18 protein-coding genes and 1 pseudogene are annotated in these 25,036 nt (G+C 40.2%); 9 read left to right on the top strand and 10 right to left on the bottom strand.

Going from position 1 to position 25,036, the window contains the following annotated elements; all coding sequences use genetic code 11:
* Nucleotides 1-20 precede the first annotated feature (20 nt).
* Complete coding sequence (locus tag GPDM_RS04080; protein ID WP_008429240.1) at nucleotides 21-1,646, top strand: FMN-binding glutamate synthase family protein; 1,626 nt, start codon at nucleotides 21-23, stop codon at nucleotides 1,644-1,646.
* Nucleotides 1,647-1,951: 305 nt separating this feature from the next.
* Nucleotides 1,952-2,776, top strand: coding sequence for an STAS domain-containing protein (locus tag GPDM_RS04075; RefSeq protein WP_008429237.1), 825 nt, complete (start codon nucleotides 1,952-1,954; stop codon nucleotides 2,774-2,776).
* 62 nt (nucleotides 2,777-2,838) lie between these two features.
* On the opposite strand, the gene GPDM_RS04070 is transcribed toward GPDM_RS04075, so the two are convergent.
* Nucleotides 2,839-3,090 carry an SHOCT domain-containing protein gene (locus tag GPDM_RS04070; RefSeq protein WP_008429236.1) on the bottom strand — a complete coding sequence of 84 codons (252 nt, stop codon included), beginning with the start codon at nucleotides 3,088-3,090 and terminating at the stop codon, nucleotides 2,839-2,841.
* Between the two features lie 145 nt (nucleotides 3,091-3,235).
* On the bottom strand, nucleotides 3,236-6,010 hold the full coding sequence (locus tag GPDM_RS04065; protein WP_008429233.1) for a bifunctional diguanylate cyclase/phosphodiesterase: 2,775 nt from the start codon (nucleotides 6,008-6,010) through the stop codon (nucleotides 3,236-3,238).
* 447 nt (nucleotides 6,011-6,457) lie between these two features.
* Here GPDM_RS04065 and GPDM_RS04060 point away from each other — a divergent pair, with 447 nt between their 5' ends.
* Entirely contained in the window at nucleotides 6,458-6,913 is a 456-nt protein-coding gene (locus GPDM_RS04060; protein WP_008429231.1) for a universal stress protein, read from the top strand.
* A gap of 112 nt (nucleotides 6,914-7,025) precedes the next feature.
* Here GPDM_RS04060 and GPDM_RS04055 read toward each other — a convergent pair whose 3' ends face one another.
* Nucleotides 7,026-7,472, bottom strand: coding sequence for an SRPBCC family protein (locus tag GPDM_RS04055; RefSeq protein ID WP_008429229.1), 447 nt, complete (start codon nucleotides 7,470-7,472; stop codon nucleotides 7,026-7,028).
* Nucleotides 7,473-7,671: 199 nt separating this feature from the next.
* On the opposite strand from GPDM_RS04055, the gene GPDM_RS04050 reads away from it, so the two are divergent.
* The 4 genes from GPDM_RS04050 (at nucleotide 7,672) to GPDM_RS04035 (ending at nucleotide 14,390) form a co-directional block, all read left to right on the top strand.
* Nucleotides 7,672-9,507 (top strand): sensor histidine kinase, encoded by a 1,836-nt coding sequence (locus GPDM_RS04050; RefSeq protein ID WP_237704133.1) that lies wholly within the window; start codon nucleotides 7,672-7,674, stop codon nucleotides 9,505-9,507.
* A complete protein-coding gene (locus GPDM_RS04045; RefSeq protein ID WP_008429225.1) occupies nucleotides 9,504-10,139 on the top strand; it encodes a response regulator in 636 nt (211 codons plus the stop codon). Before GPDM_RS04050 ends, GPDM_RS04045 begins: the two co-directional genes overlap by 4 nt.
* Before the next feature lie 155 nt (nucleotides 10,140-10,294).
* Nucleotides 10,295-11,749: a S8 family serine peptidase gene (locus GPDM_RS04040; protein ID WP_008429223.1), complete on the top strand. Its 1,455-nt coding sequence runs from the start codon at nucleotides 10,295-10,297 to the stop codon at nucleotides 11,747-11,749.
* A 187-nt stretch (nucleotides 11,750-11,936) separates the two neighbouring features.
* Nucleotides 11,937-14,390, top strand: a complete 2,454-nt coding sequence (locus tag GPDM_RS04035) for a S8 family serine peptidase (RefSeq protein WP_008429222.1) — start codon at nucleotides 11,937-11,939, stop codon at nucleotides 14,388-14,390.
* A gap of 84 nt (nucleotides 14,391-14,474) precedes the next feature.
* Here the strand turns inward: GPDM_RS04035 and GPDM_RS04030 are convergent, their stop codons facing one another.
* The 5 genes from GPDM_RS04030 to GPDM_RS04010 form a co-directional block, all read right to left on the bottom strand.
* Complete coding sequence (locus GPDM_RS04030) at nucleotides 14,475-15,068, bottom strand: hypothetical protein (RefSeq protein ID WP_008429220.1); 594 nt, start codon at nucleotides 15,066-15,068, stop codon at nucleotides 14,475-14,477.
* A 212-nt stretch (nucleotides 15,069-15,280) separates the two neighbouring features.
* The gene (locus tag GPDM_RS04025; protein ID WP_008429218.1) at nucleotides 15,281-18,496 is read right to left on the bottom strand and encodes a M36 family metallopeptidase; all 3,216 of its coding nucleotides are present in this window, start codon (nucleotides 18,494-18,496) and stop codon (nucleotides 15,281-15,283) included.
* 402 nt (nucleotides 18,497-18,898) lie between these two features.
* Nucleotides 18,899-19,801, bottom strand: a complete 903-nt coding sequence (locus GPDM_RS04020; RefSeq protein WP_008429217.1) for a hypothetical protein — start codon at nucleotides 19,799-19,801, stop codon at nucleotides 18,899-18,901.
* Nucleotides 19,802-19,876: 75 nt separating this feature from the next.
* A complete protein-coding gene (yiaA, locus tag GPDM_RS04015) occupies nucleotides 19,877-20,335 on the bottom strand; it encodes an inner membrane protein YiaA (protein ID WP_008429214.1) in 459 nt (152 codons plus the stop codon).
* 266 nt (nucleotides 20,336-20,601) lie between these two features.
* Nucleotides 20,602-21,120, bottom strand: a complete 519-nt coding sequence (locus tag GPDM_RS04010; protein ID WP_008429212.1) for a YcxB family protein — start codon at nucleotides 21,118-21,120, stop codon at nucleotides 20,602-20,604.
* Between the two features lie 277 nt (nucleotides 21,121-21,397).
* Here GPDM_RS04010 and GPDM_RS04005 point away from each other — a divergent pair, with 277 nt between their 5' ends.
* Nucleotides 21,398-22,273 carry a YitT family protein gene (locus tag GPDM_RS04005; protein WP_008429210.1) on the top strand — a complete coding sequence of 292 codons (876 nt, stop codon included), beginning with the start codon at nucleotides 21,398-21,400 and terminating at the stop codon, nucleotides 22,271-22,273.
* 175 nt (nucleotides 22,274-22,448) lie between these two features.
* Here GPDM_RS04005 and GPDM_RS04000 read toward each other — a convergent pair whose 3' ends face one another.
* Nucleotides 22,449-23,810 (bottom strand): sensor histidine kinase, encoded by a 1,362-nt coding sequence (locus tag GPDM_RS04000; protein ID WP_008429207.1) that lies wholly within the window; start codon nucleotides 23,808-23,810, stop codon nucleotides 22,449-22,451.
* On the bottom strand, nucleotides 23,800-24,474 hold the full coding sequence (locus GPDM_RS03995) for a response regulator transcription factor (protein WP_008429205.1): 675 nt from the start codon (nucleotides 24,472-24,474) through the stop codon (nucleotides 23,800-23,802). Before GPDM_RS03995 ends, GPDM_RS04000 begins: the two co-directional genes overlap by 11 nt.
* 162 nt (nucleotides 24,475-24,636) lie before the next feature.
* On the opposite strand from GPDM_RS03995, the pseudogene GPDM_RS03990 reads away from it, so the two are divergent.
* A pseudogene (locus GPDM_RS03990) lies at nucleotides 24,637-25,036 on the top strand (hypothetical protein); the annotation flags it as partial.

Genomic DNA, 25,036 nt, shown 5'->3' with positions numbered 1-25,036 from the left:
AACTAAAAAAGGTGGATTTTATGGGGAAAATAACGAAATACTTACCATCAGCACTCGTGGGGTCGACTATCGCAGCTCCACTTGCTTATATTGCTTACATTTATCAAAAAGACAATCATCAAAAACAACATGCAGTTCTACGCAATTTCCCGTTACTTGGACGGGTTCGCTATATGGCTGAACATGTTGGGCCTGAACTACGCCAATATTTATTTTCTGGTGACAACGAAGGGCTTCCCTTCTCACGTATGCAATACCAAGATATCGTCAAAGCCGGAAAATACAATGAACGGTTAATTGGATTTGGATCAAGTCGCAATTTTGCAGAAGACGGTTTCTACATTCGCAATTCACTGTTCCCGAAATTACGAACAGAACTAAAAATTGACAACAGCAAAAAAGTGACAACTTACCAATATGTTGTTGACCATGAAGGATTAATGTCGAGAAAAGAACATCGCGAAGAAGTTCTTACTGATCCGTATTATTTACGGGATGAAGATGCAGTAGTGCTCGGTGAAGGCTATTGCAGCAAACCCTTCCGAATTAAAGGACAAGTGGGCATGTCTGCTATGAGCTACGGCGCTTTAGGAGAAAATGCCATTACTGCCCTATCCAAAGGACTTGGCATTGCAGGTGGTACATGGATGAATACCGGAGAAGGTGGTATTTCGGATCATCATTTAGCTGGGAACACCGATTTAATCATGCAAATTGGTCCCGGTCTCTTTGGCGTTCGAACGCCGGGTGGCGAGTTTTCATGGGAAGCGTTTAAAGAAAAAGCTGACATGGACAAAGTAAAAGCTTTTGAAGTGAAACTCGCACAAGGTGCGAAAACACGTGGTGGCCATTTAGAAGGTCAGAAAGTAACTGAAGAAATTGCGCGTATTCGGTTGATTGAACCCGGAAAAACCGTAAACAGCCCAAACCGCTTCACAGAATACGATTCGTTTGAAAAACTGTTTGATTTTATCGAAGAAATGCGTGAAGTTGGCGGCAAACCTGTTGGCATGAAAATTGTAGTCGGAGATGTTGAAGGACTTGAAGAAATGGTTCAAATTATGAAAGACAGCGGCAAAGGGCCTGACTTTATCACCATCGATGGTGGTGAAGGCGGAACTGGTGCGACTTACCAAGAACTTGCCGATTCAGTCGGTTTGCCCATCATGACTGCCTTACCGATTGTCGATGAATTGCTACGTCAATACGGCGTACGTGATCGCGTAAAGTTGATCGCTTCCGGTAAACTCATTACACCAGATAAAATAGCAATCGCCCTTGCGATGGGGGCTGACCTTGTCAATATCGCGCGAGGATTTATGATCAGTGTTGGCTGCATTATGGCAGGAGTTTGTCATACAAACACGTGCCCTGTTGGGGTTGCAACTACAGACCCTGACCTACAAGATGGCTTAGTGGTTAGCGAGAAAATGTACCGCGTTGCCAATTATGTTATGTCATTACGGGCCGGTTTGTTTAACGTGGCAGCAGCTGCAGGCGTCGAATCTCCGACCATGCTCGAACGAAAACACTTAACGCATAAAGACATTCAAGGACGTATCTCTTCTGTTGGTAGTATGATTCACAAAATCGAACAAGAAGAACGGACAGAACAAGACGTCGAGGATTTACCAGCTAAACACTAAGTTCTATTTAAAAGCAGTAAGAACCCTTTAAAAGGTTTCTTACTGCTTTTTGAATGATCTTCTATACAATTGCCAAAAGCGACAAGGCCATTTAGAACCTTATTTAAAAAGAATAATTTATACGTATGAAATCGTTTTCTAAATCTAAAATTTTTTTATAAAAGATGTTTTTAATTATACGCCCGTGGGTATAATTAAAACTGTTCCTTGTCCTAGTAACATTGCACTAAAAATTCTTGTTAATGTTATACTAAACATAATAATTAATGTGATTAAAGAGATTTATTTATAAAGGAGAAAAACTAATGACTGAGGCATTGCAAAGTTCAGAAGAGATTAAATCGTACTTTTTGCAAAATCAAATAGCATTTGAAGAAACATTATTAGAGGAAGCGGTCACTGTAAAAGACAAAATAAATGAAATCTTGAGAATCGGCAATATTAACCTTGTAACCAACGCCCACCAGGTGGTTGGCTACATTATCGATGGACAAGAAGAGGACCTTAAATTATTTGCGAAACAAGAAGGAATTGCATGGGCTACGCATTCGATTGATCTGTCATTCAAATTAGAGTGGATTCAAGCCATTCGTCGTACCCTTTGGACGTTTCTTCAGCAATACGACCAAGCTACACCTAATGAAGTTGCGTTCGACTTTTTCGCTATGGAAAAAGATATTAATACACGAGTAGATACATTCCTGAATACATTTTTTATCAGCTATTCCACTTACAAGGATTCACTGATTTTGGCACATCGACAGCTTGTTGAAAACTTGTCTGTACCAATTATCCCTATTAGTACATCGGTCTCTATTTTGCCGTTGATTGGCTCTGTCGATTCGTTCCGAGCAGAAATTATCGAAGAAAAAGTTTTGACTGAAGTGAGCGTATCTCGTATTCAAACATTGATCCTAGACTTGTCTGGAATCGTTGAAATGGAGCCTGAAGTCATTCATCACATCATGAAAATTATCGATGGTTCTGCACTGATGGGTTGCCAATCGATTATTACTGGACTGCGTGCAGAAGTCGTTCGAAAAATGGTAGCACTTGGGTTATTATTTGATCCAAAGACGAAAACACTTGGCACATTGCAGCAAGCATTGAAAGAATACTTGATTGTATAAACTTTATAATAGAAAAAAACCGCCATTTGGAGTTAGTGATCCAGATTGCGGTTTTTCATTTTTCATAACAGTTTTTTCTTAATTTCTTCAAATTCTTCAGCTGTAATCTCTCCTTTCGCTAATCTGGTTTTAGCTATTTCCATTGCATCTGCACTTGAATCTTTCCGTGAACTAGGAAAATTGTTGTTGGTGTTACTGTTATTGTTGTTTTTCATAAAGAAGTACATTGCAAAGCCGATGATTATTACTAATAGAATTATCAACCAAAGTCCTCCTCCCATTCCCCAGCCGATTCCCCAATCTGGTCCCATCATTACTTTCAACCTCCCTTGTTCAATTGTCTCTTATTTCTCTTAATGTACTCCTATAACGTGCAGAATGTGTGAAGTTTGACTCCGGCATGGCATAAAAAACCGTGATTTGGATAAATCCAAATCACGGTTTTTTGTTTATAATCGCTTATACTTTTGGTGTCGATTGGCCAATATAATTTTCTAATGCCTCGGCCGGCAATGGTTTGCTGTAATAATAGCCTTGAATGTTAAAGCAATTTTTAGCCATTAAAAAGTCTAGTTGCTCTGCGGTTTCAACGCCCTCAGCAATAACATTTAAGTTGAGGTTTTGTGCCAGTGTAATGATTGTACTGGTAATCGCTGCATTGTCACTATCTGTTAAAATATCAAACATAAACGATCGGTCTATTTTTAACGTGTCAATCGGGAAGTTTTTCAAATACCCTAGAGAGGAATAACCTGTTCCAAAGTCATCTAGCGCTATTTTGATACCCAATGCTTTTATTTCTCTCATCTTCTCTAAAGTTACATGCGTATTTTTGAAAATTTGGTTTTCGGTCAATTCAATATGCAAAAATTCTGGAGCGATTCCTGTTTCCACTAAAATATTTTCAATCATCGGGATCAAGTCATCTTCTTCAAACTGCCTTCCAGATAAATTCACAGAAACTGACATATTCGAATTTCCTTGCGCGTGTAGTTTTTTCAACTGTTTGCATGCGTTTAAAAGAACCCATTTTCCAATTGGCACGATTAAGCCTGTCTCTTCTGCAACTGGGATAAATTCAATTGGTGAGACCATGCCTCTTGTCGGATGATTCCACCTAAGCAAAGCTTCTGCTCCAATGATGCGATTGGTTTCACTGTCTACTTGGGGCTGATAATGAAGGCTCAGTTCATCGTTTTCAAGTGCTTTGTATAAGGCATTTTCCAAGTAAATGCTTTCCATACTCCAGTCACTCATTTCACTCTTAAAGAAATGATGATACGTGCCTGATTTTTCTTTCGATTTGTACATCGCAGCATCTGCATTTTTGATTAATACTTCCGCAGTCTTACCGTGCTCTGGGAACACACTAATCCCGATACTTGTTTTGATATACACTTCATTTCCTTTTAAGGAGAATGGTTCTGTAAATGACGCGATTAAGTTATCCACAAGATTTAATACTTCTTGATTGTTGTCATAGCCTGGCAAGACGATTGTAAATTCATCGCCTCCTTGACGCGACACAAATGCATCTGCCGGTACACTCCGTCTTATGCGATTTGCAACGTTCTTCAATAACATATCTCCATAACTATGCCCGAAGCTATCGTTTATAATTTTAAAGCGATCAAGATCCAAGTATAATACCGCCACTTTTTGTCCTGATACTTTTGCTTTTTCTGTTTTTTTCTTTAAATAATCCTCTAACAAAATTCGGTTTGGCAAATCTGTTAAATGATCATAATAAGCTAAATGGCTAATTTCTTTTTCCAATTGCTTTCTCTTTGTGATATCCCTGAATGTCACAACTTCTCCAATGACTTGTTCGTTCTCTTTTATAGAAGACACGACATATTCAACAGAAAAATCATTGCCGTCTTTTTTAACAAATTTTAAATCTTCTTCTAATGAAACCGAAGTGATGATTAAGTCATGGTTTGCAGGTAAAATACTTTTGTACGATTGTCCAATGAGTTCGCCATTTCTATAACCCAATATCGATTCTGCCGCTCGGTTACAAAATGTGATCTTGTTGTCCAAATCAAAACCAAAAATGCCCTCATCAACTGAATTTAAAATCAGTTCTTTTTCACGGCTAAGACTCTCTAACTCTGTTACGACTGTTTTCAGTTCATCGTTTTTCAAAACCACTTCTGACGTTCTTTGTTCGATAATCATTTCTTGCTTCTCCATATACAACAAGTTAGACAGAGTCGAAGCAGTAGCCTCTGTGATGGATTGAGCAAGTTCAATATCCGAATCACAAAAGACCTCATTGTTTTCCTCAAAACTGACAAGAACGAGTGCCCCTAACACTTCCCCCATTGATACAAAAGGAAGCATCAGCATGCCTGTAATTCCAAATGATTTGCAAACCTCTTGATTAACTCTATCGTCTTTTGTGACGTCCCGAATACAAATCGGCTTTTTAGCAGCAACCACTGCATCGAAAACGCGGTCATTTGAGGGATCAAACTGCAGTTCATTGTGCTTTTCTAACCATTCTTCTTCAGCCCATTCACTTTTCGCACTTAAATTGGTCGGTTTGATTTTTGCACCAGCGATAGGGTCTAGTAAATGGACGCCAATGTTATCGTTTTTCAACACGGTCCCTACGTAATGAAAGCACTTTTCCATAACATCAGCCATGGATGAAGTCATAGACAAATCTCGCGTCAAATCCAGCAGCAACTGCTTTTCAGCCAGAATACTTTCTTTTCGTTGAAGGTTCTTTACATTTCGAATCGCTACGCCCGCCATGTTGACATATGCTTCTACTGTTTGTATTTCATCTGCAGTCAAATCCATTGGAATTCCGTAGTCAAATAGGAAAACAAGTCCGAATAATTCACCTTCATATGAAATTGGAAGTGCTAGCAACGATTTAATGCCAAACCCTGCCACCGCTCTTGGATCGGGTCGATTGTCTTTAGACGTGTCTGCTATATAAATCGTTTGTTGAGTATCAATTACTTCTTTTGCTAATAAATCGTACTCTGTATCCACCACATGCATATCGAGTGTCATGCCATTAATAACAGCTGGTTTTCCTACATACCCACGGAAGTTGCCGTCTTCTTGCGGCAAATAAATTCCGACAGAGTCACATCGTACGACTTCCTCGGATATAGCAGTAATGACGTGTTCTAGCAATGGGCGTAATTCAAAGTTTGTGTTGATCAATTTCGTTATATGGGCCAACCGGGAATACCTGGTTTGTTCAATTTCCATTAACAAAGCCTCCATTCATTGACCTATCGATTTATTAGCTTAAAAAAGATGAAAATTTGATCATCGATCTTCTAACAAAACAGTTAGGTATATTTATTTTTATTATTTTATTATGTTTAATCTATTTTCTCCTATAAAAGAAACGGATAAATGGTTATTCATGTATATTATTTCACAACCTTATTTTATCATTAATATCGGCAGAAACCCTTTAAAAGTTAATAAAAAATTGACAAGTTCTTACGTAAGTTGTGAATTAGTGGTTAAAGGTATAGATTGTACGTTTGTAACCCTTGTATTTTGTGACCATATAAATCTGGACTTAGTATAGATTTCTTTTTTACTTTCCAAATAAAATTATTAGAATATTCAGATTTAAAAGAGGGTTTTAGATAATTTTGGAGAACTATAGTAACTGACGCGAAAAAAATCTTAGGAGGAATTAGAATGACTTTAAAATACAAACGCATTTTGGTGGCGATTGATGGATCAAAAGAAGCGGATTGGGCATTTAAAAAATCAATTGAAATTTCTAAAAGGAATGATGCCGCACTAAATCTAATCTATGTGGTAGATACGCGTTCTTATTCAGCCATGACAAAAAGTGTGCCTGATCCCGAAGACCGTATTTTTGATCATGGTAAAGAACTTTTGAATAACTATAAAAAAGATGCCTTAGAAGCGGGAATCTCTAGTGTCCATGTCTACGTTGTCCCTGGCTCTCCTGACAAGGTCATATCGCGCGACTATGCAAAACGCTTGGATATTGACCTAATAGTATGTGGAGCCCAAGGACTAAATGCAATTGAGCAATATATCTTGGGTAGTGTGTCTCAACATATTGTAAGCAGTAGTCCATGTGACGTTTTAGTGGTTCGAAGAGAACAAAAAACAGAAGAGTAAAGAGATTTAAAAGGCCAGGGGACGTGTACAACACGTCCCCTGGCCTTTCCTATTTCATATTTCATTTGACATCCAGTGTAGAGAAAATCGGGTTGTTCCCTCACTCCTCATACTATTCACTTTCACTAATGTCTTTTAAGTTTTGCAATGTTTGTTCTACAGAATTGGCCATTAGCTTTTTAATATACAGTGTATTGACTAGTTTTCCGATGATGTTGCCATTAAGATTATAGTCCATCTCAAAATGAAGTTCGGTACCGCCTTCTTTTGGATAGTATCGCCATGTCTGCCTCGCATCAAGCGCTCCTGTAACAAGACACCGCCATACATAGCTATCTCCTACAGCCGCATTTTCTTCCACGAGGACATGAACTGCTAACCCTCTTCCGAAAAAGAAATACTTTAAATCCATACTCGTTCCTTTTGCACCTGACCCGAGAAGGTTTTCTGCTTCAGATAACCCTGCATACCATTGATACCAATAATTCGGATTTGTTGCGAATTGATAAACTTCCCCTATCCCCCGATCAATGTAAACAGATTTTTTTAAATTCCACATAACCTGTCCTCCTCTCATATAAAATCATTAACTGTCGGGTGATAATGTGAACGAACTTTGCTCTCTTTCTAATATAACATGTTCCCCTTTTAATAAACTGACTTTTCTGATAAATTAAGATTATTTTACTAGCTTTCGTTCCGCAGCTCTATAATGTTAGAATAATAAAAAAATACAAAAAAAGGCTGGTGAGTTCTGATTGAAAAAGATAACCGCTAAGCATCATAGTGCTCAACTCTTCATGATGGTCATTTCGTTAATGGGCTGGTCTCTTGTAGGTTATGCACTGTTTCATTTGCCAGCTATTGAAAAACCGTTTGAATTATTAATGCTTCTTAGTTTTATCTTTATTTGCGAACATTATCCGATGCCATTTCGAAAAGGAAACTCTTCTCTAACCTTCCCAATCGTCTTTTTAACCTACCTTATTTACGGCATCGAAATGACGATTGTTCTTTATTTTTTAGGAGTTTTATTAACTACTTGGATTTATCGAAGACCGCTGCGCATCATTTTCTTCAACCCTGCGCAACTGGTTCTTAGTTTTATGGGCGCACATTGGTTTCAAAGCATGGCTATGCCTTTGTTTAGCGGACCTGACATATCGATGAATTACATTTCGTTATTTGTCTTTATTGCTCTTTTCTATATTATTAACAACCTGATCATTGATATCGTGTTGTTTCTTCGTCCTGAAAAATATACGGTTGCAATTTGGGCAGAAAAAGGCAGAGGCGAACTTTTCAGTTTTGGCATTTCCTTAGTCTATGGCTTTCTTCTTTATTACTTAGGAGGCCAAAATCGAGGCGAAGTGGATATTTTTTCTTATTTCTTCTTCTTGTCGCCTTTGATCTTTTTGGCAATTATCAGTTCAACCATTTTGAGGTTGCGTGCCGATAAGCAACGATTGAAAGCTTTGTTTCATTTTTCATCCGAATTAAACAAATCCATTCCCACAAAAGAATGGGATAAAGACATTAAGCTTTTGTTGAGCGATGTTGTTTTTTACGAAGAAAGCTTTTTGTTTACAAAAGATGATCAAAACCATTGGCATTTGACTTTCTCGGAAGGAAGCCGTGAAGATTTAAACGAAACACTCCAAAGCGAGGACTTTTCAAAATTGGAACAAATTCGGTCTACGCAAGTTTTTAATAAACAAGACCTAGACCACGCCCCACTATCTCGATGCTTTGATAAAAACATGCAAGTGGCAGTATATGCTCCGTTAATTTTAGATAATGAATTAATCGGCTGTCTTATTTTAACGAAGATTCGCACTAATAGTTTTGTGGTCGAAGACGTTCATTCGATTTCCACCATTTCAAACCAATTGGCGATTTTCTTAAAAACTCAAATGCTTTTCAGTGAAAAAGAACAGCGGATTTTACTCGAAGAGCGCAATCGCATTGCACATGATATTCATGACGGCATTGCTCAAACATTAGCAGGTGCCGTTATGAAATTTGATAGCGCAGCGCGTAAAATTCCTTCTCACCCACAAGAAGCTCAACAAATGATCAACGACAGCAATAACACGTTACGCGAAGGGTTGAAGGAAATTCGCGACTCGATTTACGCATTGCGCCCTCATCCAACGGAAAATCTCAGTTTGGATTTAGCCATTCAAAAAAAGATTGCCGAGATTAAAAAGAGCCACAACAATGGACTCGATATTTCCTTTGATCAACGCGGTGTACAAACACGCTTGAGTTTATTGACGGAAAAAGTCATTTACTCAATTACCCAAGAAAGCATACAAAACTGCATTAAACACGCTCAAGCAAGCACGTTGAATATATTGTTGAGCTACCAAAAAGAACAAATTTTTCTTAAGATTAAAGATGACGGTGTCGGATTTTCATTGTATGAAGCAATGACAATGGCCATGAAAGAACCCCATTACGGGATTTTGCAAATGAACGAAGATGCTGCCAAAGTGGGTGCAACACTTCAAATTGAAAGTAGCGAAACAAAAGGAACCGAAATTATTGTACGTATACCAAAGATGGGATTTGAAGGGGGACAAATAGGATGATTCAAGTATTATTGGTCGATGATCACGCCATTTTACGCGATGGCTTAAAAACATTAATCGCACAAGAAGAAGATATGGAAGTCATTGGTGAAGCGACAGGCAGTACACAATTGATCGACATGCTGCCAAAAGTTGCACCTGATATTATCATGATGGACATTAACATGCCGCAAATGAATGGTATTGAACTGACTCGTTGGGTAAAAAGCAATTATCCTTCCATTAAAGTCATCGTCTTGACGATGTACAATAACGATGAATATTTCATGGCAGCTATTCGAGAAGGTGCTGACGGTTACTTGCTAAAAGACTCTCCTTCTAAAGATGTGATTGATGCCATTCGGACAGTCGCTGGCGGTGAATCGGTGATTCCACCAGGCATGACCAAGAAATTATTATCTATGCACAAACAAGAAAACAATCAAGAAGACAAAACCTTAACTCCACGTGAAATGGAAGTATTGCTAGTACTAGTCGAAGGACTGTCCAACAAAGATATCGCGACCCGGCTATATATTAGCGATAAAACCGTCAAAATTCACGTCAGCAATATATTCAAAAAGTTTGATGTGAAAAGCCGCTCACAAGCCATCATCTTTGCTGTCCAAAACAATTTAGTGCCGTTAAGATAACAATTTTTTAAAAGGCGTATACCTCTACTACTTAAGTAGTAGAGGTATACGCCTTTTTATGTAGGAAGAAATACGTCTCGCGATGAATGGCGTTAACCCGCAATAAATGAAATCATTATAAGAAGAAAAATTCTGAAAATACTAGGAGGATAACCATGAAGAGATTATTGATCGTTATCAGCACACTTTGTTTAGCACTTGGTCTTGCATTCAATCCTTTTTCATTAAACCAAACTTCAGCTAATACAGAAGGAGTTATCATCGACCAAAAACTGCAAAACTTATTACAAAATCGATTAACACCGATCGAAGTAATCATTACATTCAAAAACAGCGACAGCAATCTTCAAGTACTTGAAAGCTTAGGCATTTCAAATGCGCAACTGTTTCAAAGCTTACCAATGGCAGGCGCATCTGTAACACCGGCGCAAGTTACAAAATTAGCCGAATCAGCAGATATTCTTTCTATTTACTACAACGCACCGCTTCAATATGAAAACGAAGCTTCTACTTCTGTGACAGGCGTTGACCAAGTTCGCGAAGATCCGGAATTCCGAGCTGATAATGGCGGGATACCGATTACTGGTAAAAACATTGGCGTTGTTATCAATGATAGCGGTGTTGATGGCACACATAAAGATCATCAGCTTGGCAAAAACCTTGTACAAAATGTTATGGCGAATATTAACTTAAACAGTACAGTTGGTTTAGTACCGGTTGCATACCTTGAAAATATCCCAAATACAGATTCTACTTCTGGACATGGAACACACGTTACCGGAATTGTTGGCGGAACTGGTGCAATGTCTGGTGGTAAGTACGAAGGCGTTGCACCTGGCGCAAACTTAATCGGATACGGTTCAGGCGCTGGAATTGCGATCATGGACACAATCGGAGGATTTGACTACGCCCTAACGCATCAAACAGAATACAATATTCGCGTCATCACTAATTCATGGGGCGACACAAGTGACTCGAATACCGATTTCGACCCGAATCACCCAATCAATATCGCAACTAAAAAATTATACGATCGCGGCATTACAACTGTTTTTTCTGCAGGAAATGCTGGTTCTGGAGCATCAACCATTTCTGGTAACTATAAAAAAGCACCCTGGGTTGTGACAGTAGCTGCTGGAGATTCTTCTAAAAATCTAGCTGACTTTTCATCACGTGGCGTTAAAGATAAAGGTGGCACTGTCATTATTGACGGCGAAACGTTTACTTGGGCAGATCGCCCGACAATCACAGCACCAGGAGTTGATATCGTTTCAACGCGCGTTTTCACACCACTATCAGCGTTAAGTGCTGATAAAGATGCAACAGGAATTTCACCGGCACATTTGCCGTATTATACAACATTCAGTGGAACGTCGATGGCTGCTCCACATGCAGCAGGCATCATTGCCTTAATGCTCGAAGTGGATCCTACTCTATCCTCTGCTGAAATTAAAGAATTGATGCAACAAACGGCTACTCCAATGCCAGGATATGAAACATGGGAAGTTGGCGCTGGTTACGTAAATGCATATGCAGCTATCGAAGCCATTAAAGCAGAAAACCTTGCTCCAGCAACTCTTGTTCCAACGAAAAAAAAAAGTAAAAACTAAAAAATAAGTTTTGACCGCCCCCTATTTATATAGGGGGTATTTTTTTGCCCTTCTACGCCATTGGTAGTAATTTGCCTAGGACCTTCGGGAACGGAAAATACAACCTCTGCGTAATAGGCAAGCTATAGTAAAAAGATGATAATTAAATTAAGATTTTTCAAACTATTGAGAAAAGGAGAATGATGAAATGAAAAAGATTTTGTTGATCGTTACGATGTTGTTCTTAATCTTCCCAGCTTTCTCTACCGCAAATGCAAACAGCCCGCAGTCAACTACCACTGCACAGGTAGATGAAAAAGTCTGGTCGGCTCTTTCCAAAGGAGCCACAGAAGTTATTGTTACATTCCGAGGAGATCAAAAACCCACAGAGGCTCAGCTTGATCTGCTGGAAGGGTTAGGAATTAAATCCGCCATTAGTATGCAGAGCCTCCCAATCGTGGGTGCTTTCGCAACAAAACAACAAATCGAAGAACTAGCGCAAAACCCTGAAGTACAATCTGTTTTCTTGAACGAAAAACTTGAGTATTTCAATGCTGATGCCAACATGATTACTGGCGTTGATAAAGCACAACAGGATAATAACTTCAGAAAACAAAATGGTGGATTACCGGTTTCTGGTGATGGTATCGGAGTGGTTGTCAATGACAGCGGCGTTGATGGCACACATAAAGATCATGAACTTGGTAGAAATCTTGTACAAAACGTTTTAGGATCAACAAATCTTCAAAGCATTACAGGCATTCTTCCTGTTTCTTATACAGAAGATGTTCCAAACACTGACACAAACTCTGGACACGGTACTCACGTAGCTGGAACTGTTGGCGGTACTGGCGCAATGTCTGGTGGTAAATACGAAGGAGCCGCTCCTGGCGCTGACTTGATCGGCTATGGTTCTGGTGGTGCATTATTCGTCCTTGATGGTATCGGAGGTTTCGATTACGCGATTACGCATCAAACAGAATACAATATCCGTGTAATCACAAACTCATGGGGTTCTGGTGGAGATTTTGTACCAACTCACCCGATCAACTTAGCTAGTAAAAAAGCGTATGACCGCGGAATTGTTGTTTTATTCGCCGCTGGTAACGCAGGTCCTGGTTCAGATACACACAATCCATATGCAAAAGCTCCTTGGGTCATTTCAGTTGGAGCTGGTGAAAAAGATGGTACCCTTGCTGACTTTTCTTCTCGCGGAACAAAAGATGTAGGTAGCACATTTGACCTTCACGGCAAAACTTGGTCTTGGAAAGACGAGCCTTCTATCGTTGCTCCTGGCGTTGATATTGTATCAACAAGAACCGTTTCTCCAGTTACATCATTAGCAGCAGAACAAGATGCGACAACACTTGAACCCGCACATCTTCCTTATTACACGACGATGAGCGGAACTTCAATGGCAACACCGCACGTAGCAGGAATCACAGCATTACTATTAGAAGCAGATCCAACCCTTTCACCTGACGAAGTAAAATCACTTCTTCAAAACACGGCGACAAACATGCCCGGTTATGAAACATGGGAAGTTGGCGCTGGTTATGTAAATGCATATGCAGCACTAGATTCAATTTTCAACAACAAAACATACGGTGCAACATTAAACAGCGAAAAAACATTTAATGCGAACGTTTCAGAACAAACAAAACGCGAAGATTTCTCAGTTGATTATGTAGTAGCTAAAAGTACACAACATAACTTTTCTGTAGAACAAGGCGTTTCGATCTTGTCTGCAAAAGTAAATGCAGAAGGTCTTCTTGGAGAAACAGGTAACCCAGTAAACTTGGTCCTAATTTCTCCAGACGGCACAGAATACAGCTCAGGTATTAGCTTATTGTTTGCGACAACTTATGACCGTACTGTTATTGTTAACAACCCAGTAGCTGGTCAATGGAAAGCTGAAGTACGCGGCTTACGCGGCAATGAAGCAAATCCGGTTGGCCTTGCATTTCCGGAAACAGTAAAAGGAGTTCTTTCTTTCACAAAAGTAAATGGCATCACTGGACTAACTGATATCGCGGGTCACGCTGCAGAACCAGCAATCGCGATGGGCGTCAAAAACCATTTATTCGATTCTAACGCTCAAGGGAAATTCAGACCTGATGCTAAATTAACTCGTGCAGATCTTGCTACTTACTTAGTAATGGGTGCTGAAATTCGTCAAAGCCTTCCTGGAACAGCAAGCTTTAACGACGTTTCTTCTGAATTCACTCCATTTGCAGAAGCCATTACAGCTAAAGGATCAGCTTTCCGTGATTATGCTCAATTCGCTAATGGCGTTATGAAAGCAAAAGCAAGCGGTAAATTCGATCCGACAGGGAGCGTAACAAAAGCTGAACTTGCTTACTCGTTAGTACAAAGTTTAGGTTTGCAAAAACAAGCAGAAGCTTTCTCAGGCAACGTAACAGTTCAATATAAAGATGAACGTATTACGATTAAAGACCAAGACAGCATTCCTGCTGACTTGAAAGCATATGTTCAACTTGCACTAGACCTTAACATCCTAAACGCTCAGTTCTCAGTTACTCAAGGTAAATATGATCTTGTACCAACAGTACAAGCAACATTTAACCCTGGTGAGCAAGTATTACGCGGTGATTTCGCAGTAGCATTTAGCCGTCACCACGAAGCATTTTTCACAAACTAATGATCAAAACCCCGCAGTTGCCAACTTGGCAGCTGCGGGGTTTTTGCTGTTCTTAAATGCAAGAAGATGGCTAAGCTTTTTGCTTTACAATGTATTCAAATCTCCAATAATCTTAAACATCTCGTAATAAAGTTCTCTAGCAAATTCACTGTATTCTTTCTCAGTAACATCTTTCACCAAAATACTAAATGACCAACCCAAAGCACCTCTTTCAGCTCCAGGATAATAGCCTTGAGCAAAGATTTCTTCATTATGGATTCTCTTAGCATAATCCTCATAGCTTACCTCATCGTCTACAAACGGGAGATAAGAAGCTTCTGTCCCGATAAAGAAGAAAGGAACGTTTGAATTTGCAAATACCTTGGTATAGGGACCGTCAGCGGCCCTCTCTAAATATTCTTCCATGACGAAAAATCCATCGTATTCTTCGGCTGTTTGAATGCTCAATTTTTCGATATCCACTGAAGTGAAAGTGACTTTATCTGTATTTACTTTCGGCGGACTCCCTAATACCGCGATTTCAAGATTTCGTCCCAAATATTCTAGTCGATTGCTCCGTTCGTTAACTTCTTGGATTTGTCGTTTTGGTTCTTCTGTTTGTAAGTTGCACGCTTCTAGAATCAGCAAAGAAAATACAGTGGAAAAAAGCAAAATGCTTTTTTTGAATTTCGTAAGCAAAGTTTTCCACCTCCTCTCGCTTTACAAAATTGCCATATTTTTACCTTATCATACTTTCGAAATCGTTTGCATTAAGACACTAACAGAAAGAGGATAAAGTGGTATCCCCCTCCATATACGTGCAATCGCGTAAATAACACAAAAATAACCGTTAGAGAAAATGTTGAATTTTCTCTAACGGTTTTTTAGTAAAGACGTAAAGGTTAAATTTCTTAATACGGGCTTAGAGCTGTAAATGTGAAGGGTACGTTTGCTCCGCTGTACAGTCCAACATAGACGTAAGCCGTGCCACCAGGAATGACTCCTGTTTCGTCAGCTCCAGAAGTGGCAACTGATCCGATGACTTCGAAGTTCTTGTTGTAGAAATACACGTCATAATCATAGTCGCTTTCTGCTGAGCTTGTCAGGTTAAACGTATGAATTCCGTCTCCGTACGGTGAAGGCAACGTCACTACGTAACCGTCCAGACCTTGTGTCGTCGGAGTTGGATTTTGGGTAGTCACAAACTCATTTTCCGTTACCGCAAGGGTCGCACCCACATCTGCTAAGTTGCCGATGCCCGTTCCAGCGTTCCCTGCTGTAACTGTTCCTGTAGCCACAAACGGCTCTTCAGGCTCTAGCACAAGCGGGGAAATTTTTGTTTTGCCTGGTCCGAATGCTTGCAGTTCAGCTACTTGAATATAGCCAGCTGCATTATTTTGCGCGTTTTTCACAACCAGTTTCAAGTATTTCGCTTCCACTGTTTTTTCTAATTCGTATTCTTTGTAGTGCAAATCAGGTGTAGCTGGACGTGGAATCGAAGCTGTAAATTCACTATCTACAATCTCCGTCCACGTTTCCCCGTCTATAGAAGAAAGTACCGTAAAGTCTTTGATTGTCGCAAATCTTCCTTTAGAGATGTCTTTAAAGGCACTGACGTTGACGCTAGAAACTTTAACCGCTTTATCCGTCGCCAAATCAACAACAAATTCTGCGCCTGTAAAGCCGCCTTCTTGAGCTTCAGATGCGTATACACTCGCTTCTGTATCATCAATGGCCATTTTCACTTGGTTGCTGTCAGACTCACTAGACACGCTCGTAACTGCTGCACCATTTGATGAAGAGGCAACGTTTGGTTCTAGCGAAATTTTCAATGCTTTGTTTTTACCTGTATCAATTTCAACATCTTTAAGTGTTCGTGAACCAAAGCCTTTTGCTTGGATGGTGATGTCGTAAGTTCCGGCTAACATTGGAACGCCAAATGCGCCTTTTTCTGCTGTTTTCGTAACGGCACTTGTTCTAGCTTCATATTCACCAATAATGATGCGAACATCTTCAACGGGTTTATTTGTAGCGGCGTTAATAATCTTGCCGGCGAACAAACCATTTTTGTCATTTACCGGATGGTTATAAGCAGGTGTTGGGTCGGTATCGTTGCCGCCATTTGAAGCTGCATTAAATCCTAACCCGCGACTTGCAAAGGCTGCCCACAATGTGTCGTAATGTTTCCCACCGTAACGTTCTGTATCAGCTGCAATGATGGCATCGCGCATATCTACCATTGATGGATTCGGAGCAGAAATTGGCATCGCATCGATGACCAATTGCTCAACGACTTTCTCACCTGCTTCTTTACCAAGTGACGCCAGCAAATCTTCTCTAACTTTCCAAAGAATCGCTGCCCAAATTTCGCCGTCTGCGTGAACTTCAGGTCCGATAATATCAAAGCCGATATCACCGTATTGCAGCGGGCTATCTTCTAATGCCCAGCTGCGAATTCCTCGTTCTTCGTTGCCTGTTACGTAAGCACCGACAACTGCTTTGTCTTGTAAGTTATTTTTGATCAAGTAATGCATCGCAAACCAGTCTCCCCAAGCTTCACCCATCGAACCTGCCTGATGGCTGCCAAGAGACTCTCCGCCGGCAACTAATCGAGTAGACAAAGCGTGAGAATATTCATGATAAATAATCCCTGCATCGTAATCACCGTCTGCATATTCGCCTTCAAACGCGCCTGCGATCGGCTCCCATAAGAACATCCCGCTCCATGCTGGAAGCCCATCTGGCAATGTCAGCATATAAGCGTTGTCACGACCAGTGTATGTTGGTTCCCCACCTGAAACCGCTCCTGCTTGAACCAATCCCATAATGGCATCGCCATCAGATCCGCCTTTGCCAAAGTTTGTGGTCTGAAGATTTCCTGCACCTTCAACCCATCCAAGTTTATAGAAATAATCGTGGAACAAATTGTGGTGATAAAATAGATTTGTTGTCGCACTGTTGACGTCTTCTGCATAAGAAGGAGGCAATGCTTGCCCTTTACTCTTTTGCCAAGCATTTAAGAACGGGTATTTAAATTGTCCTAACGGATTGACCGGTCGAACCGCTTGATCGGCTGGTGCTAAGAAGTTACTCCAGTTGGCAAACGAATTTGCATTGTTACCAAGTGTCGTAACGCCAAGTTCACTTGTCGGAAGTAACCAGCCGTTTGGTGAAGCAGCAGCGTCACCTTTAAAGGATTTATTGACCAACGTCCCACCTTTAGATGACCCCGGATAGTTTTCAAAAATCGCACCTTCTGGATTTAAGTGTTGAACAAGTGAACGTTCGTATAGCCGTTCTCCTGTTTTCGCATCAATAATCACTTCTGCACCTTCTTGAAGTTCTTCGATATACAAGACGCGGTAAACCGGTCTCATTTCATCGCCTTTAGAAAACACCGCTTTTTTCACGTATTGTTTAGTCGGTAATACATTATTCCCGTCAAACACTTTCCAACCATTTGCTTGTCCTGCTGATTTAGCTGTATACGCCAAACCCGGTTGTTCTAATGAAATGACTTTGTTTAATGCATCTGCTTCGGATAACGCAAAGTCATTTACAAAAGATTTTGCTTTCGACAAATTGCCTGTTACGGATAATATCTGTCCCGATTTATTGACCGCGACAATTACACGCCCTCCAAAAATCGACTCGATTCCGTCAAATGATTGTTGGAATGTAACAGGTTGAAGCCCTGTGCCAGGCACTTTATAATTGCGAATTACTTTTAAGGAATCGATATCTTTTTCAGCCAATCCAAAAACTTCAGCGTTGGCTTTTAACCAGCCGCGCGCAATCGTTTCTGCAGAACCTGAAGATGGAGCTGTTAAATACCCTTTATCTTTTACGATGGATGAAGGTGTACCAAACATTTTGTTCCACTGAACTTTGGTGCCGCTTCCAATGGAATCGATTAATTTATTGGTTGCTAGTAATTGTTTGCTCGTAGGGATTACGCCACTCAGCACATTTCGAGCGTCATACAATTGTTCATGTGTTTGGGTTTCCAAAACACTTGTTGAAGCGATCGGTCCTGAAATCTCCATGGCATTTGTGGTAAAAGGAATTAATAAGGAACTTGCTAAGACAGCCGAACCCAATACAGAAAATACTTTTTCCTTCTTCATCATACATCCCCATTTCTCAATTTTAATCGTGATACTTAGTACTTGTTCTTCACTATAAGATAAAGTCCTACCCAATAGTTGATAAACACTGACTAAGCAGTAGTAAGACTGTTACAAGGTAGTAGCGAGGAATAGACTATTGGTAGTAGGCTTTGTGATTGAGTTGAGAAAATGTGGGTTGTACATTCCGACGGACGTTTTCTAATCAGTAGTCAAGCATTTTTCTACTTGGTTCATAGGAATGATTATTGACAAGGAGCATAATGGGGCTGCTTTCCGTTCCAGCTCGTGCTGTCCCCGCAGGAGTCGAGCGCTTGCACTCCAAGCAATTAGAAAGTCAATTTTAAACAAGAAAAAACCGCCTATCTCGGTTGAGAGATAGGCGGTTTGAGCTTCTAAGAATTACTTTTGGTATTGGTTTATTACTGTTCCAGCAAGAAGCCTGATTACTTGCCCTTTGAATTGATCTGAAACTGATTTGCCGGCTGGGTCTTTGTAATACAGAAGGTTGGTTTCTTCAATATAAGTAAAGCCCATATCTAGAAATTTGTTCTTTAAAGCTGCTGGCAGTTGGTCGCTGCCTGTTACTTCTTTAAAATAAGGCGTTGTAGAAATCGACACATCCACATCGTCAAGGCTAGATTTTAACATGAATAAATCCTTGTCACTTTTTATAATCCATTGTCCTTTAGAATAGATGGCTATTTGCAAGTATTCCAAACCAGAGATTCCTTCCAAGTTAACGCCATAAATACCATTAATCAGCGCTCGGCTCGCTACCCCTGTAAGTGAATAATCATGTTGTTTTATATAGAGGTCCATTACTTCGTTTTTCATCATGCTCATAATCTGCTCGTCTTTTGCTTTAGATGTTGGTGCTTCTCCCAAAGAAACTCGCAAGCTTTCCATAATGTCATCCGAATAAACGCTCAATTTGCTGCCATAATTCATTTCTGAAATCATGTTCAAATCAACCGAAAACACTTCTTTTACTGCTCGACGAACTTCGTTACCTTTTAGCTTTTTACCAAATGATGCCAAGTAGTAATCCATAACTTGCGTTTTTGGCAATGTGTTGATAGCGCTATCTTTTTGCGTAGATTTTGCATCTGCTCCTAAAGCAACGCGTACAGCTTCCATTACTTTTTTCGAATACTTGGTCTCTTGTTTGTTTTGCTGCATTTGTTCCGTTTCTGGCTTAGCGTTTGTCGATGTTTCTTGTGCGAAGACATTACCGACTCCCCCTGTAAATACAAAGCTTGTTACGATAGTCGATAACATTAACTTTTTAACTTGGATTTTCAATTGGTTTCCTCTTTCTGTTCGTTAAATTTTGTCTTTGATTAATGGCGTGATTTTACAAAGTTCTTACGCCTCTCACTACTCATCCATATTGTTTGCTTCTTCTGTATCGCGCACGTTTTTTTGTACGGTCACAACAGCAAACAAACTCAAGACGAACGAAATGCCGTAAAAGCCTTTTTCACTCAACGTGATACTACCTGCATTAAACAAGCCAATCGCCATAAGTGAAATTGCGGCAATGAGCGCAAACCAGCTAATGCCGTAGTACAAGTTGGTAACGCGTATTCCTTCATCGCGGTCTCTTACCGCTTTTTGAAGAGAAACGGCCGAGTAAAGTCCAAGAATCATAACGGTAATATAATAGCCTTTTTCGTTTAACTCCATTCCTGCATTGTACAAACCGATTAAATACGTTGATACCCCAATAAGCAATGCACCCCAAGATGCACCTTTGAACGCGCCAGTTGGTTCACCAAGCCTGCGTTTTTCCACTGGTTTCTTCGTGAATACGTCTTCGTCTCTATCCCCTAACATATACATAACCCCCTTGTCTTTTAGTAGTGCGGATTTCTCTCTTTTTGCACCGCTGTCTCAATTTTACAAAAATATTTTATTACGATTATTCTACCATATAAGGAAGAATGCATTACAATTGTTTTTGAATAGAGTCTTCAATAGACTAATTTTATAGAAATCAAAAAGCCACCGAACAGAATATTTTCTGCCGGCGCTCCTACATAAGTATTGGATTTAATCTATAGTCCTGTCTTTCTCTAACAAAATAGATGCAGCCTTTGCCTCTAGTTCTCGTTATTAATCTTATCTAGTAAAAATTGACGAATTCGATCAACATCCACTAAGCTGCTCTTAGGAATAATATAAGCAGATAAGCCGCTATTATATAAATACAAATTGGATGTATCTTCGCCGAAATTTTCGATACCCGCCCACGATACCAGTTCTTCGCCTGTTGCACTGATTTCACGAAGACCCACTTCTGTAAAAATCATAGTATGCACACCTAGTATTCCTGTATTCTTTCCTTCTCGAAGTAACTTTTTAGCTAATTTCCGAATGTGAAGATAAAAATACTTCGGATAAAATACAGCCCATAAAATTCCCATGATCAGAAACGGAATTACCATGAATAAGATTGTAATATCCAATATAAACGAAAGTACGATGGCCATCACTACATAAATAATCGGGACCAACACTCGTTGCATGGTCATTGTTTTCCTGACCGTTTCAGAATTTTGTGCGTGGTATAAATTAAAATCAATATACGCTTCTTCGGTTACTTCATAGACAATCTCCATGTTCTTATTTAGCTCCTTTTTTATTGACCTGGACATTTTCTCAAGACTTCAATTGGACTCTATCATATCATATAAAAGGAATTTTTTGGATAAAAAGTTATTTCTCTCACCTTTCTAAGTAAAACGAAAAAACTGCAGTCTCGCAAAATTTGGAAACAATTAAAACAGTCTTTAATTGTTTCTATTGAACTTGGCGCTACTAAATCAGCAATAAAAGGATTATAGTTAATAGTTGAGGATAAAACCACATCACGAAAAGATAGAAAAGAGGACTAGAATGACTGCACTAAATAAAAAACGAAAAGCTAATAAAGTTAAAGTAATTTTGCGAGCATTGCCCATCATCATCGGTGCTTTTATCACCGCATATGGTCTCGAAACTGTGCTAATTCCGAATAATGTATCGGACGGTGGGGTCACCGGTATCAGCATCGTTGGCTCCCAACTGACTGGAATACCGTTAGGTTTGCTGATTGCCGTCTTAAATATTCCATTCATCTATTTAGGGTATAAGCAAATCGGGAAAAGCTTCGCCATCTACTCCACCATCGGTATTGCTTCTCTTGCCTATGCGACGACCCTTATGCACCATATTCCACCTATCATTGTCGGAGACACATTACTAATCACAGTCATTGGGGGAATCATCATTGGTTTTGGAATGGGAATTGCTTTGCGAAACGGTGGAGCACTCGATGGAATCGATATGCTGGCCGTACTGTTGTCTCGCAAACTGCCATTTGGGACAAGTGACCTGATCTTATTTCTTAACATGTTCGTCTTTATCATCGTCTCATTCGTCTTTGGTCTAAAAGGTGCCTTCTTGTCAGGAATTGCTTATTACATTGCAGCCAAAGTCATTCACTTAGTCGAAGAAGGATTCAGTGGCTCTAAAACGTATAAAATCATTTCGCGTAACCCTGAGCTGCTCGTCCAAACTATCTATGACCGTCTTGGGCGTAATGCCACCTATAATATCGTCAAAGGGGCATACACAAACGAGGATTACAAAGAAATCACCTGCATCATCAACCGACTCGAAGACAGTAAAATGAAAGAAATCATCTTCGAAATTGACAACAACGCCTTTGTAGCCGTTTACGATGTAGCCGAAGTAAGAGGCGGCAGCTTTAAAAAGCGTGACATTCACTAATTCTCATGCAAGCTAGTAAATCTATAAAGACCTTCTTATTTCTTTTATCCAATGCGAAAACCGCCGACGGAAGTTCTATGCGGCGGTTTTTGTGTTGAATCTTATCTCATTCTATTTTATAAGTCGACTGTTAACCTGTTCAAGGTCATGTTCTTTAAAATACTACCTGCTTACTTTACTTGTCACCATTTGGAATCCGTACTTGAAATAACGACCCTTCACCTGCTGAACTTTCCACCCAAATCGTTCCACCGTGTGCGTCTACAATCCATTTGCCGATTGCCAGACCAAGTCCATGTCCACCTTCTTTTCGGGTCCGTGCTTTGTCTGCTCGGTAAAAGCGATCGAAAATACGGTCTTGGTCAGCAGCTGCAATGCCAATTCCGGTATCTCGTACGGCAAGCAATAAAGAATCGTTGCGTATTTGCAAGGTGACAGTAACACTGCCGCCTTCTAGTGTATAGTTGATCGCATTGTCGAGTAGAATCGATAATAGCTGAACTAATTTGTCGCAATCTGCATATACGTTTACTTCCGCAGGTGCATCTAGTGTTAAATCGATTTTTTTAGCAGTTGCTCTTGCTTTAAAAGAGCTTAGCAATTGTTCGCTCGCTAGAGTTAAGTTGCACCAGTTACAAACTAGCGCGTTGGCACCTGGTGAATCTGCTTGAGCCAGTGTCAGCAAATCACTAACCAATACAGTCATTCGACGAACCTCATGTTTTAACCCGTCCAAAATACGTCCAGTAAAAGGATCTTTCTCTTCCCGCTCCATTTCAAGCACTTCTATAGAAGATAAAATCGTACTTAGCGGCGTTCGCAATTCGTGTGATGCGTTCGCCACCAATTCACGTTGCTGGTTGTAGCTCCGCTGAACCGGAACGAGTGCCCGTTTTGACATGATATAACTAAGCACAATTCCGATACCAATAAAGAGAACAGCTAGTCCACTAAGTACGATGACCGTCCAACGGAAAATCCGTGTGATATTGGAAATGTCGAGACCGATATACATCGTACCGACAACGTCACCGTCAACCACGACCGGACGCGCTAAAGTGAGAACCGTAAAATTGAAATTTTGAAACTCATTAAAGTCAGGATCTTCCATTGGAATCGTGATGGTCTCTTGTTTAACTTCCGTTTCGCTAGGGGTCCAACTAGAAATAAGGTCCAAATACAATGGCTGTAGCTGTTCAATGCCTTCATTAGATACTACAAGTTCGCCATCAGAAGTTTGTACGTAATAAAACAGTTGATTTTCTGCTAGAAATTGTTGGCGCGGCAGTCTCCGCGTAGGAGCAACCGGACCAAAAGTTTCTCTGCGAAGATCCGTTATTTCTTGTTCGGCAAGCTGCCGTAGTTCCTGCTCTTGACCGCTAAAAACTACTTGATACAAAATAAATAACACAATCGCTACAAAGAGGATCAAAAAGATGGAAAAAATGCCGCTGTAAAATAAGGTCAGGCGTTTATGTGTGGCACGAAAGACATCTTTTGTTTTTTCAGCTCGCTTTGTTCTTTTTTCACGCTTCAATTTTATACCCCACCCCGCGAACCGCTTTGATGAACTCTTCTTTACTGGTGCGGCTAATTTTCTTCCTTAATAGCTTCACTGTGGCATCAATTGTTTTTAAAGACACTTCGGCATCGAGTCCCCATATGCGATCGAGTATCAATTCACGGGTCAGTACTTGTCCCCGATTTACTACAAGCAGTTCGAACAATTGAAACTCACGCGGTGTGAGCAAAATTTCTTCTTCTTGATAGTAGAGCGTATGACTTGTTCGATTTAACAATAACTCGCCAATCATCACCGTTTCTTCTCGGATTGGTGTGCGCGTACGTCTCGTTAACGCATTAAGCCGTGCCCATAACTCTTCAATTTCAAACGGTTTGACGATATAATCATCTGCCCCGGCATCTAGTCCTTCTACTCGATCTGGCACAGTGCCTTTTGCCGTCAACATCAATACCGCCCCGCTATAACCCACTGCTCGTAAATGTCGACAAACGGATACGCCATCGCCATTTGGCATCATCCAGTCGAGAATGACGACATCATAAAAAGAGGCTTGCGCATAAGCAATGGCATCTTCACCTTCTGTTACCCAGTCGACAACAGAAGCTCCTTTTTTCTTTAATAAATGAACGACCAGTTCACCAAGGCGCTCATCATCTTCGGCTAGTAGCACTTTCATGTGAACCCTCCTCTCATAAAAAACCCTTTTTATCTTTTCTAAAAATACCATACCTTTATGAAAAACAAATGAAAATTCTTTTTCAATTTCACTAAACTTTCACTAACCCACTTTATAGTAAGCATTGTAAGACATCACATCAAAACTTAGGAGGAATTTTAAATGAACAAAAAATTATCGTTATTACTCGCTACAAGTGCATTATCAATTGGAGTTGTAGGATCCGCAGTGGGCCCAGTGTTTGCATCAGAAACAACAGACACTTTAACAGAAAACGCAACTGAACAAAGCGCAACAGCTCTTTCAAAGGATAAAGAAGAGCGCCGTAGTCCATTTGCCGATTTGGATGATGAAACAAAAGATCAAGCAAAAGCAATTCTAGATGAACTACAAGACGACACAATTACAAAAGAAGAAGCGCAAACTCAACTCGAAGCACTTGGTATTGAATTACCTGAGATGGGTGAACGTCAAGGGAAAGGCAATCGTCACGGCAATCCATTCGCAGATTTAGATGAGGAAACGCAAACTCAAGCTAAAGCGGTTATGGACGAACTAAAAG

The organism is Planococcus donghaensis MPA1U2 (assembly GCF_000189395.1).
Classification (GTDB): domain Bacteria; phylum Bacillota; class Bacilli; order Bacillales_A; family Planococcaceae; genus Planococcus; species Planococcus donghaensis_B.
This window is presented reverse-complemented; position numbering and strand designations above follow the sequence as displayed.